An 11,949-nucleotide genomic window follows, 5' to 3' on the forward strand; every position below is an offset into this window, starting at 1 on the left:
TGATAAATGAACCCTGGAAAGTATCCAGGCCGGCGCCCCCTGTAACCTCACCCATGGCCCTCCAGGACTTGATCCAACTCAAGCAGCATGCCCTGCATGCGCTGGCGCATGCCGGACAACTGCAACATCATCATTGTCAGCTTTTCGGCTTTCTGACTGAACCCCTGCTTCTGCAAATAGGTATGGCGCTGCTCAAGTTCACGGCCTTTTTCATCCAGTTGGCTCTGCTGCTGTTGCAGGGACGCCTGCCACTGTTCAAGCATTTGTTCTTTCTCGAGGACGGCGCATTTTTTTTGCGTCAACTCTTGGGCGACCTTGGCCAGATTGCTCAGCGCGCTGTCCATTTCAAGCAAAGAGGTATGTTCCAGGTGGGCAGGCGGGTCCAAGTGGTCGGGCTCGGGTGGCTCCAGCCGCAGGTTGTTTGGCTCAAACTGACTGTCATTTTGTTCATCCGGGACAGGCGGCGCACTGGTCTTGACCTGCAACTGCGGTATCGCGGCCAGCGACTGCGCCGGCTCTTCAAAGGTGTCTTCATCCACAGGCTGCGGCACAGCCGTGGGTGCGCGCGGATTTCGGGGAGGCGCAACCATTTGCGACGAAAAGCGAATGGACGGCACGATCACTGCGCTGCTTTCGATCGCAGGCAACGCCGGCGCAGACATACCCAAGGTGATCACCTTCATGACCAATGCCTTCTTGATGATCACCGAGTGATGATCCTCGGGCCTGGCAGGCGGCAGCCGGCAGCCCTTCAAGTCAATAAAGTGAAAGGGAACCTCAGCGTCGCCAATCGAGCTTGCCTTCGAACCTGACGCGGCCGCCATCATCAGGATCTGCTTGAAGACCTGCATCGCTGATTGCAGGTCCTCTTTTGAATCAACCCCCCCCAGAAAATAGCGTTCGAGCTTTTTACGTAATACCGCGATATAGACCCGGGAGTGACCGGGTTCGGTCTCCTCATCCAGGCTATACACGAGAAAGTTGGACCCGGTTTGCGTGACAGCGAACCCACACAGCAACGCGCCGTTAACGGGCGCGTCTTCGTCGTTACGTTCAAGAACAAGAGTACGTAGAAGCATCATGGCAATCAGGCCTCATTACAAAAGAAAAAACCTTATATAAACACCAGATAAACATCCGAGCTTTAATAAGTCTTCCAAACAAAACAATTGTTTCAGCGAATTATCGAGCCGAACGTAGGATTCTTCTTATTAGTTACGCCTCGCGTTCCCAAGCCACTTTATTGAACGTACCCTTTTTAAAGCTCTCTCCCATACGGCCGGCACCTCTCACACGCCCTGCAAAACTTATTCGGTAAAAATATGATCGAGATAAGCAACTTGACAAAACAGCTGGGCAAAAAAAGCGTTATCACCAACCTCTCCTTCTGCGCCCAGCGCCAGGAGTGTGTGGCCCTGCTGGGAGAGAGTGGTGCAGGAAAAACAGCACTGCTGAGTTTGATTGCCGGGGCAATCAAACCTACTTCAGGACAAATCACTATCCAAGGCTTCAGTACCCAGACCCATTCACTCTAAGCCAAAAAAGTCGTTGGCTATCAACTCCAGGACGGCCTCAATCATCACAGGATGTCCGTCAGGCATATGCTCAATTTTATTGCCGCTATTCGCGGTTTGAGCGGTGTTGAAAAGCGCAGTCGAGTCGAGCAAGTAGTCACGCGACTGGAACTGCTGCCCGTGCTCAACTGCCCGATCGATGTGCTTCCACTTGGCTTGAAGCGCAGAGTCGCAATGGCCCAGGCACTCCTGCACTCCCCAAGCCTGCTTCTGCTGGATGAGCCTACGGAGGGACTATGTCCTGATCAACGGCTCAAGTTCAGGGCACTCATCCAATCCCTGACCGAGGAAATGACGATCATCATCGCCTCCCGCCGTTACCAAGAGTTAGCGGATACCTGCACCCGTGCCTTAGTCATCGCCGACGGCCGCCTGGTGGCCGACGCTTCACTGCCGGATCTGCAACGCAGCTCCCGGCATTTCCAAGCGGTGACCCTGGCGGCGGACACCCCGCTGGATTTGCTGGCGCTTGCCGTATTACCTGGCGTCGCAGGCATCGAAGAAGACCGGCATGCCCCCGGCAAGGTGACTGTTCTGGCCATGCCCGGGCACTCCATCTTCCCTTCAATCAACGCGCTCATTACCCACCGTGGCTGGAACATAACGTCAATGAATCTGGAGCCGGGTCGCCTGAACGATGTCGTTCACCATCTGAGCCATGAGGTAAATCCTTGAGACTGCTAGCCATCATTTTCAAACGACAACTCGCCAGCTTTGCCTCGTCACCGAGCACTTATCTGAGTGTGGCGGTTTTTCTCGTGCTGGGTGCGACGATGGGGTTGCACAGCCGTCACTGGCTGGAGCAAAACAGCAGCGATTTGCAGGCTTTCTTCGAACTGCATCCATGGCTCTATCTGCTACTGGTACCGATTTTATCGACGCAGTTATGGTCCGACGAATCCAATACCGGCTTTTGCGACACATTGAAATCCTTACCCGTCACTCCGACGCAGCGAGTGGTTGGAAAGTTTATGGCGGCATGGATCGTCTGTGGCCTCGCTTTGATGCTTAATTTCCCTTGGGTGATGGCTGTCAATTATCTTGGCACCCCCGACAATACCGTTATCGCATCACAGTTCTTCGCCAGTTGGTTGTTGGCGGGAAGCTATCTCTCTGTAGGTTGCTTTGCCTGTGTGCTGACGAACCAACGCGTTATGATTTCCCTCTTGACGCTGTGCTTGTTGCTGGCCGCCAGTGGGATATCTTCCATGTTGGATGCACTGGAACAGCAGACCCCCATATGGATTATCGACAGTTTGATATCCCTTGATCCGATTTCCCGCTTCAGCGCGATGGATAACGGCAAGTTGACATTGCATGACTGCCTGTACTTCATAAGCATGATCTTGGCTTTTCTGTTTGCGACCACCCTCACACTCAACTACAGAAACAGCTGACATAGGAACGCCACTGATGGGATCCGCTTTTCGCGCGGGTATGACATTGATCGTCATATCACTACTGTTTCTGGCATTCAATCTAGTCTGGGTACCCAAACTGCCAACTGTCCGTTGGGACTTTTCCCAAGAAACCACCCACACCCTATCGCCATCGGCGCGGCAATTACTCGTTTCACTTGAAAGCCAACTGGACTTATATTTCTTCAACACCCTCAACGCACCGCAAAAAAAACCGGTATTGAAACGTTATGGCCGGCGCGTGGAAGACTTGCTCAAGGAATTCGAAAAAGCTGCCAACGGCATGATCAACTTACATATTATCAACCCCACCCCGTTCTCTGAGGACGCCTATAAAGCCAGCTTGTTTGGCCTTGATGACACACAAGGATTCCTTGGCCTTATCGGTACCCGTGCCGGCCAGGGCGCCCAACGCATCCAAGCGTTCAGCCCTGAGCATGAATCATTGCTCGAGTATGAAATCAGCCACCTGATCTATAAGTTGATGCACCCTGATCGCCCCACTGTTGGCCTACTGTCGGGACTGCCCTTGGACAAATCGGCCGGCGGGTTACTGGAGTTGATGCGCGAGCAATTCAATGTGGTGGAGTTGGCAGCGAACATCACCCAAGTACCGCCCTCCATGAACACACTGATGGTTGTACAGCCACACGCTCTATCTGGTCGAGCCCTATATGCCCTTGAGCAATGGGTACTCAAAGGCGGCAAGCTGATGATGTTCATCGACCCGGTGAGCGAGATAGGCGCCGACGCCGTATCGACAAACGCCAGGCTGGATTCGCTGCTGACCGCATGGGGCATCCAGATGCCTGCGGACAAGTTGCTGGTCGATAATCTTTATGCCTCATCAGCAACGCCCGGCACCGGAATGCCCGCGGTACTGCACCCGGCCAGGCTACATCTGCCAAGGCAGGCAATGACCAGGACGGATATCAGCACCTGGGGACTGCATTCGGTCATCGTATCGAGCAGCGGCGCGCTCTCCTTGGCCCCCAAAAGCCGCTCGCTGTTGACCCCGCTTCTGCTGAGCTCACGCCAATCGGCATTGGTGGACGCAGAACGCTTTGCTTCCGCTACTACGTTCGATTCACTCATAGATGAATCAGCGACTTCAGGGCAGCGTCATGTCATCGCCGCCCGCCTTGACGGGCCCGCTTATTCAGCGTTTCCCGACGGCCTGGAGGGCCAGCCGCCCGGGCTGCAGAGGGCAGAACAGATCCAGATGGTGATCGTGGCCGACACCGACTTGCTCGCGGACACGCTCAACAACGCCCTACCCAACGGCAACGCGCAGTTTGTATTGAACACGTTGGATAATCTGGCGGCGCCCGAGGCACTCAGAAATATTCAATCCCGTGTGATGCGCCAACCACTGCACAGGCTAGAACACATGCGCGACGAAGCCGCACAGGCTTATCGCAAAAGTGCGACTGCGATGGAGCGACGACTTGAGCAGACAGAACAAGCATGGCGCAGGTTGAACCCACCCCACACCAGCCTCATGACTCAAGCGGTGGATACCACTACCCAGTTGCAGGCACTCAACAAAGAGCGCCTGCAATTGCCCATCGAGTTGCAGGCGCTCAAGACCCAGGCATACGCCCCGCTGCTGCGTTTCGAACGATATCTGCAATGGCTGATGGTCGCCACAATACCGCTGCTGCTGTGCCTGATTGCCTGGGTACTTTTCCTATACCAGCGCCGGCGTCGAACATTTACGTTGGCGGCCTATCACCACTCGCTCAGCGACGGGTAATCAGGCCTTGGCGGGCAATGCGTGTCAGTTGATGGATCACCTCAACGGCGTTGCTGGCATTCGGTGCCTGGATCACTGCAAGGTCGAAACTATCGCTGGCAAAACGGGCCAGGGAATCGCCGTCTTCAACAAACTGGATCAGGAACGCCGAAGGTCGACCGGAACGGCGTGGCCAGCCGTCCAGATAACGCAGCAGCGTCGGCTGGTGCTTACCGCCCAGGAGGATTTTCGGATTGCGTTGGGTCAGGTCCGCGGTGATCGGGGCCAGGCGTATGAGAGGGCGTAGTGCATTCATCGTGTCGTGTCTCTGCCTCAAAAGTCTGCGGGCAGGTGAGAGGCAACACCGAACCAGCGCTTTAGCGGTATTTCGAAGAACGCCCTGCGTGAGCAAGCGTGCTTCTGTCGGGCTGCATTGAGTCCCAGTGGCGCCCCGCAATTAGCTGTTTAAATCGGCGCATGAGCAGCATCCTAGAGAAGCCGGTGGGGCAGTGTCAAGAATCCCGGGCAACGAAAAGGCCCGCATCAGCGGGCCTTCTGTACAGCTTGCTAAACGATCAGTGAGCGATCGCACGGTCGACAGACAATTTGCCCGCACCTTCCAACAACACCGCCAACGCGCCGCCGAGCAACGCCAGTGCGAACTCATAACCGTTGTTGGCCATGAACAGCCCGTTGTGGATGTGTACAGAGAAAATCGCCACCAGTGTCAGGAAGGTCAGGCCCAATGCGGCAGGGCGAACCAACAAACCGATGATCAGGGCCAGGCCGGCGAAGAACTCGGTACCGCCCGACAGCAGCGCCATCAGCGTGCCCGGCGCCAGGCCGATGCTTTCCATCCATTGTGCGGTGCCCGCCAGGCCACCACCGCCAAACCAGCCGAAGAGTTTTTGCGAACCGTGGGCAGCGAAGATGATGCCGACGAAAATTCGCAGAATAGTCAGGCCATAACCGGCGCGAGTGGACAGTACACGGGTAATCATTGGGCTCATGGGGGTAAATCCTTTTCCAGGTAGGGGTTGGTTGGCCGCTATATTAATCAGTTTAAACAATGATAAAAGCCAAAATATTGCCTAATTGACATCTAAAAATTCGATTATTTACGCGATGCAATTTTAGCCGCGGGCGGCTCCAAGGACTCCCGCTGCCGATCGAACGCCAAATAATACTTGTTGACGCTATTAACATAGCTGACGCCGCCCATCCCTACCTGCTCCATGGCAATGCGTTCAACCTGGAAGAACCACTGATTGGGGTTAAGCCCACGGCGCTTGGCCTCGGTGCGCATGCCCTGTACTCGCTCCGGCCCCATGTTGTACGCCGCTAGCATAAAGGCCATGCGCTCACGCTCATTGAGCTTGGGGCTGGCGAAAAACTTGCGGCGGATCATCGCCAGGTAACGTGCCCCCGCTTGCACATTATTGTCGAGCGTCTCGATATTGTTGACCCCCACCCGTTGGGCCGCCGACGGCGTGATCTGCATCAGGCCGGTAGGGCCGCCGCTGTTGCGTGCGCCTGGGTCCAGGGAAGACTCCTTGAACGCCAACGCCGCCAGGTTCAGCCAGTCCATACCTTGCTCACGTGCATGTTTTTGCAGGACCGGGCGCAGTTTTTCCAGGCGCTGGCGGTCAGCCCGCGCCAACGGGTTACGGACCTGGTAGAGGCGTCGATAGATACGCTGGAATGCCACATCCTGGTCGGAAGGCGTGTGATAGGTCTTGAGAAACCGATCAATGCTGGCGCGCAGCATCGAGGCATCCTGGCGCACAAACCAGAACTCGTCGCCCGGCTCGCTGATCACCACCTGCTTGTCAAAGCGCAACTTGGGCAGAATTTTCGACCAGCGTTGGGCAATGGGTTTTTCCACGATCGTCAGGTGAAAAATCCCGGCCTGCACCATCTCCAGGACGTCTTCCACCGCCAGGCTGGGGTCAACCCATTCGACTTTCACTGGGGGGCGCTTGTGCAGAGCCAGTTTTTGATTGACCTGACTGATGGCATCCGCCGCCGCACTGCCCGTGGTCAGCGTCAGCGTGCGACCTGACAGTTGCTCCAGCCTGGTAAAGCGTCGTTCACCCTTGACGCCCACCAGCCACAACGGCACATCGCTGACAATCGGGTCGCTGGCGCTGACCTTGTGCACGCCCTTCACGTCCAGCAACTCACCGGGCGCCACCAGGTCGCCCTCGCCACGGGCCAGCGCGCCGAGTAACTGGTCCTTGGCCTTGGGGATGATCTTGAGATTGATGGCCTGCCCATCACGGGCATGGCCATTGAGGTACTGCTCGAAGGCACGCAACCGATGGTATTCGACACCGATGGCCTGGCCCTGCACTTCACCGGAACTGTTGCGGCTCTGGTTGACCAATACGCGCAGGGTGCGGCTGGAGCGAATTTGCGCGAGGTCGCGGACCTTGCCGGGCTTGGCCACTTGCAGCGGCCCATCCAGACGTGCGACCGCCGCCATGGGCAGCAGCAACGTCAGGCACAACATAAGCAACGCCGAGGGTCGGATCATCCGCTCTCCGAAAAGAAAACTGGCCAGCACCTTCGCGAATAACGACGTGCTGGTGGTCAGAAACAGAGCGCTTTATGCGCTGGCAAGGCGTGCAACGGCGCCACGGTGGTAAGCAATCGGCCCACCACAATGTCGCTTGCGACGTTCAAAGACAGCGTTAACGCGTTGTAGTTCTTGGTTTTTCTTATCAATCTACAGCTCTGATATGCTTTCCGGCCGCAGGCGGAGATAGCACCATGCAACTCATTGATATTGGCGTCAACCTGACCAACCCCAGTTTCGACGAGAGGCACACGGCCGTTCTCGAACGCGCTTACGCCGCTGGCGTGCAGCAATTGGTACTCACCGGCACCAGCGTCGAGGGCAGCGAACAGGCCCTGCAACTGTGTGTAAAGCTCGACGAAAGCGGCCAGCGCCTGTTCAGCACCGCCGGTATTCACCCTCACTCTGCCAGCGACTGGAACAGCGACAGCGCCCAACGCCTGCGCAGCTTGCTGGGCGACAGCCGAGTGCGCGCCGTGGGTGAATGCGGGCTGGATTTCAACCGGGACTTCTCCCCTCGCCCCCAGCAGGAAAAAGTCCTCGAAGAACACCTCGCCCTGGCCGTCGAACTGCAACTGCCGGTGTTTCTCCATGAGCGCGATGCCAACCAGCGTCTGCTGGAGATCCTCAAGGACTACCGCGACCACCTGCCAGCCGCCGTGGTGCACTGCTTCACTGGCGAACAGGCAGCACTGTTCAGCTACCTGGACCTGGATTTGCACATTGGCATCACGGGTTGGATCTGCGACGAACGCCGTGGCACCCACCTGCATTCACTGGTCAGGGATATTCCCCGAGGCCGTCTGATGCTGGAAAGCGATGCGCCCTATCTGCTACCACGCACCCTGCGCCCCAAGCCGAAGAATGGTCGCAATGAGCCGGCATACCTGCCCGAAGTACTGCGCGAAGTGGCCCTGCACCGTAACGAAACGATGGAAGATCTGGCGTTGCACAGCACCGCCTGCGCCCGCCGCTTTTTCGGCTTGCCTGCCATCGACTAATGCGGCGCATTGACCCATGTCAAAAGCGCTTTTCTGAATAGCGGCACAATAATGGCACCTTGCCAATACCGTTTCCGCTATCAGAGAAAACCTTCCATGGGTGCCTGGCTTAGCAATATCTCGCTCAAATACAAATTCTGGGCCGTCAACGCGGTCGCCTTCATCACCACCCTGCTGCTGGTGCTGTACGCGGTACAGCTGGAACAACAGGCGCGTAGCCAGGCGTCACAGGCATCGGCCCAGGCTCAGGGACGCTTGCTAAGCGCCTGGCCAGCCGACAGAGCCTTGCCCACTGGTGAGCAATGGCTCGCATTTTCCAAAGGCCAGATCCCCCAGGACCTGCCAGCCCTGAGCACTGCCAACGGCTGGACTGAACTCAACCCTATGCCGTTGTTCGGTGAAAACCCGCTGATCGGCGCCGAGGTGATCAGCCGGGCCGACGGCCAGCAGGTCGCTGTCCTCGCCTACGCGCCGAGCCTGAGCCAGGTGTTCAGTGAACGCTTCGCCAATTACGCCGTTGCCGTGGCAGTCCTGATGCTAGCCATGCTCGGCGCCTCGCAGTTGTTGATCCGCTTCCTGCTCAGTCAGCTCAACACCCTCAAGGATGTAATGCTGCACGTTGAAAAAACTGGTGACCTGTCGGCACGGGTGCCGTTGGCCTGCAAGGATGAAGTCGGCCAGATGGCCAGCGCCTTCAACGCCATGCAAGCCGGTTACCAGCGCGTGGTCAATACCGTGGCACGCACCGCCCGGCAACTGGACGACGGCGCCGCACGCCTGGCCAGCAGCATGAACGAGGTGCAACACGGCATGCTGGGCCAGCAAAGCGAAACCGACCAGGCCGCCACCGCCATCAACGAAATGACCGCCACCGTCTACCACATCGCCCAGCACGCGGGCGCCACCCGTGACTTGTCGCAGTCCGCCGACACCCTCGCAGGCAGCGGCCAGGCAGTGGTCACCCGGGTACAGCGTTCGATCGCCGGGCTGTCCACTGGGGTACAGCAGACCGCCGAAATGATCCAGAAACTGGCCGAAGACAGCCAGAAAATCAACGGCGTGGTCGGGGTGATCCACAGCATCGCCGAACAGACCAACCTGCTTGCCCTCAACGCCGCCATCGAAGCCGCCCGCGCCGGGGAAATGGGTCGCGGTTTCGCGGTAGTCGCCGACGAAGTGCGCAACCTGGCCAAGCGTGTGCAAAGCTCCACCGACGAAATCACGCGCATGGTCTCGGCGCTGCAAGCCGGTACCCGCGACGCCGTGGACTTTATGCAGGAAAGCTCATTCAAGGCCGATGACTGTGTCCAGCAGGCTCAGGAAGCTGGTGTGGCCTTGGCTGAAATCACCGGGGCCGTGGCACAGATGCGCGAAAGCAACACCCAGATCGCCGTGGCCGCCGAGCAGCAAAGCCATGTTGCCGAAGAGATGAACCGCGCCGTGGTGAGCATTCGCGATGTGACCGAAAACACCGTACATCAAACCGTGGCATCGGCGACTACCAGCAATGAACTGGCGACGTTGGCCGGGGAGTTGAGCAAGGCGATTGGGCAGTTGAAGTTGTAAGACTGTTCCAGCTGTAATCCGACTCCTACGACCAAGCCTCGGTTTACCTGAAGTTAAGACGAAGTTTCCTCGCTATTTCCGCGCATAACGCCGACTTCTTTTACCTGACAACCGCTGCAAAGTCCCTCGCCTGATCAAACAGTGCGAGGGAATGCAGATGGTGGTGTTCGTTAGAGCCCTGATGAATGGGGCTGTCTCTTGATCTCGGTGCTGGCCAACCTGATGCTGGTGCCGATGGATCCCGAAGCGCCGAAGGTTGAGCGCGTATTCGCGGACTTCCGCACCTGCCTGAATACCTTTGATAAGTGGACCGACAGCTTTTTAAGTGGTTCGGCACTTAGCGTGGAGCAGGTGTTCAAGGTTGGGGAAGACGTCGCACTGGTCGCGCCGATCTCTTCCGACAAACCCAGCCGCACCGTCGCTCAATGCAAAGCCCAGGGTGGGCTGACGCTGGTGCATCTGTTCGAAAGCACGCAGTTCGTGCCTATCGGCAACACGCCCGTGAGGCTGCAAGCCGTTGCACAGGACGGCATCCCGGTAGGCGCGCCACTGCATCGGACCATTGGCCCCAGCGGCATTCTTGAAGTCAGCGACTGTAGCCGCGACCAACAGTACGAAATCACCTTTTATCCCACTGTTTCCAAGGTTCACGTCCAGGCGCTGTATGCGTCCTATGAGTCTGTGATCGCCGGGCTGGAAACGGATTTGCGCACGGCATGGGCCGAGCACTTCAAGCCTCGATGGGCAGACTTTGCCAAAGCGCCGGCTTACAAGCGCAGTGCCTTACAGGGCGTGGCCTTTGCTGCCGGGCTGGGCAACGCGCTTTATAACCTGTGGGACAACATCACCGAGCTGTACGACCTGCTCGCCAACCTCAAGACCAACAGCGAAACGTTGCTGAAATACCTGTCCCAGACCGAGCTGAACGCGCTGCTCAAACTGGGCAGAGACACGCTGGCCAAGGGGTTGCTGGTACTCAGTGATGAGCCGCTGTTGTTTATCTACCTGTCGGCGCTGGTGGCCTGGGTACGCATGCTGCCGCCACCCGATATGTACGAACTGCTGGGTGAAATCACCGGCGAAGTCTTGATCAATCTGTTGCTGATCTGGGCCACGCGAGGCATTGGGGTCCAGCTGCGCCTGGGCGCGCAGACGCTCAGTCACGTCAAATCCGGGCGGGCGCGGGCGTTATTGGAGTTGCTGGTCAAGCAGGTGGCGGGGCCTCGGCTGGAAACCCATGTCGAGGCCGCCAAGCCGGTGTTGCTGAGCAGTGCGGCGACGCCGGTCAAGGCAGTGCCGGCTGTGCCGTTGAAGGCGGGCGACACGCTGGTTTCGAACCCGGTGCCAATGGTGCGTGGCAAGACCCAGCGCACGACGTTGGTCCGTCAGGAGCCTGTCGATGATGTGCCAGCTGTGGCGTCGAATCCGAAGGGCGATGCGGCGGCGCCAGCGGATAAAACAGTCACTCACGGCTGCCCGGTGTCGATGGTCACCGGCGAGGAATTGCTGACACTCACCGACGGCGCGCTGGATGGGATTTTGCCGTTTGCGTGGACGCGGCTGTATCGCACCAGTGCGGGGGATGTGGATTGTGGGTTGGGGTTTGGTTGGAGTCATGGGCTGGCCCATCGGCTTGCGGTGTCGGGCGATTCGGTGGTGTGGACCGATCATGAGAACCGCTCGACCACCCTGCCCTTGCCGACTTCAGCTCGACCGGCGATTACTAACAGCCTGGCCGAAGCGGCGATCTACTTGGGTTCGGCGCCTGATGAACTGGTGCTGGCCCAGGCGTCGCGTTTCTACCACTTCCGCGACGGTGTGCTGACAACCATCAGCGATGCGTATGACAACCGGCTGCGCCTTTGCCGGGATCGTTCAGGGCGGATTGAGCGGCTGGATAACGGCGCGGGGCGCTCGTTGCTGTTGCGTTATGAGCGGGATCGCATCGTGGCGGTGGACTACCAGGTGCATCGCGCCAAAGGGCGTGAGCCCTACGTTTGGGAAACCGAGCAGAACATCGTTTCCTACGCCTATGACGAAGCTGGCCGACTGGTGTGTGCGACCAATGCCGTCGGTG

Annotated in this window: 9 protein-coding genes and 1 pseudogene; 6 read left to right on the plus strand and 4 right to left on the minus strand. The window is 58.0% G+C overall.

Annotated elements, in window-relative coordinates; genetic code table 11:
* Positions 1-47: 47 nt before the first annotated feature.
* Positions 48-1,082, minus strand: coding sequence for a hypothetical protein (locus tag JFT58_RS16710; RefSeq protein WP_198834416.1), 1,035 nt, complete (start codon positions 1,080-1,082; stop codon positions 48-50).
* Between the two features lie 240 nt (positions 1,083-1,322).
* Here JFT58_RS16710 and JFT58_RS16720 point away from each other — a divergent pair.
* From JFT58_RS16720 to JFT58_RS16730, 3 genes and pseudogenes are all read left to right on the plus strand, one after another.
* Positions 1,323-2,249 (plus strand): annotated as a pseudogene (locus JFT58_RS16720) (ABC transporter ATP-binding protein).
* A complete protein-coding gene (locus JFT58_RS16725; protein WP_054897908.1) occupies positions 2,246-2,971 on the plus strand; it encodes an ABC transporter permease in 726 nt (241 codons plus the stop codon). Before JFT58_RS16720 ends, JFT58_RS16725 begins: the two are co-directional and overlap by 4 nt.
* Before the next feature lie 16 nt (positions 2,972-2,987).
* The gene (locus JFT58_RS16730) at positions 2,988-4,748 is read left to right on the plus strand and encodes a Gldg family protein (RefSeq protein ID WP_054897909.1); all 1,761 of its coding nucleotides are present in this window, start codon (positions 2,988-2,990) and stop codon (positions 4,746-4,748) included.
* On the opposite strand, the gene JFT58_RS16735 is transcribed toward JFT58_RS16730, so the two are convergent.
* From JFT58_RS16735 to JFT58_RS16745, 3 genes are all read right to left on the minus strand, one after another.
* Positions 4,735-5,043: a hypothetical protein gene (locus tag JFT58_RS16735; RefSeq protein WP_034126721.1), complete on the minus strand. Its 309-nt coding sequence runs from the start codon at positions 5,041-5,043 to the stop codon at positions 4,735-4,737. The two genes, JFT58_RS16730 and JFT58_RS16735, sit on opposite strands and share 14 nt — an antisense overlap.
* 259 nt (positions 5,044-5,302) lie before the next feature.
* Positions 5,303-5,737 (minus strand): DoxX family protein, encoded by a 435-nt coding sequence (locus JFT58_RS16740; protein WP_054897910.1) that lies wholly within the window; start codon positions 5,735-5,737, stop codon positions 5,303-5,305.
* Between the two features lie 104 nt (positions 5,738-5,841).
* The gene (locus JFT58_RS16745) at positions 5,842-7,263 is read right to left on the minus strand and encodes a transglycosylase SLT domain-containing protein (protein ID WP_034126720.1); all 1,422 of its coding nucleotides are present in this window, start codon (positions 7,261-7,263) and stop codon (positions 5,842-5,844) included.
* A 236-nt stretch (positions 7,264-7,499) separates the two neighbouring features.
* On the opposite strand from JFT58_RS16745, the gene JFT58_RS16750 reads away from it, so the two are divergent.
* The 3 genes from JFT58_RS16750 to JFT58_RS16760 all read left to right on the plus strand — a co-directional run.
* Positions 7,500-8,306 (plus strand): TatD family hydrolase, encoded by an 807-nt coding sequence (locus tag JFT58_RS16750; protein WP_054897912.1) that lies wholly within the window; start codon positions 7,500-7,502, stop codon positions 8,304-8,306.
* A 96-nt stretch (positions 8,307-8,402) separates the two neighbouring features.
* The gene (locus tag JFT58_RS16755) at positions 8,403-9,872 is read left to right on the plus strand and encodes a methyl-accepting chemotaxis protein (RefSeq protein ID WP_054897913.1); all 1,470 of its coding nucleotides are present in this window, start codon (positions 8,403-8,405) and stop codon (positions 9,870-9,872) included.
* Positions 9,873-10,094: 222 nt separating this feature from the next.
* A partial coding sequence (locus JFT58_RS16760) for a DUF6531 domain-containing protein (protein ID WP_373458824.1) occupies positions 10,095-11,949 on the plus strand: 1,855 nt, incomplete at its 3' end.

Origin of the sequence: Pseudomonas sp. MF6767, from assembly GCF_016405475.1 — a bacterium.
Lineage (GTDB): Bacteria > Pseudomonadota > Gammaproteobacteria > Pseudomonadales > Pseudomonadaceae > Aquipseudomonas > Aquipseudomonas paracarnis.

Bases quoted from the DNA above. Each gene is read 5' to 3' on its own strand.
- JFT58_RS16745 (WP_034126720.1), bottom strand. From the start codon at position 7,263: ATGATCCGACCCTCGGCGTTGCTTATGTTGTGCCTGACGTTGCTGCTG.
- JFT58_RS16730 (WP_054897909.1), top strand. From the start codon at position 2,988: ATGGGATCCGCTTTTCGCGCGGGTATGACATTGATCGTCATATCACTA.
- JFT58_RS16735 (WP_034126721.1), bottom strand. From the start codon at position 5,043: ATGAATGCACTACGCCCTCTCATACGCCTGGCCCCGATCACCGCGGAC.
- JFT58_RS16755 (WP_054897913.1), top strand. From the start codon at position 8,403: ATGGGTGCCTGGCTTAGCAATATCTCGCTCAAATACAAATTCTGGGCC.
- JFT58_RS16740 (WP_054897910.1), bottom strand. From the start codon at position 5,737: ATGAGCCCAATGATTACCCGTGTACTGTCCACTCGCGCCGGTTATGGC.
- JFT58_RS16710 (WP_198834416.1), bottom strand. From the start codon at position 1,082: ATGATGCTTCTACGTACTCTTGTTCTTGAACGTAACGACGAAGACGCG.
- JFT58_RS16750 (WP_054897912.1), top strand. From the start codon at position 7,500: ATGCAACTCATTGATATTGGCGTCAACCTGACCAACCCCAGTTTCGAC.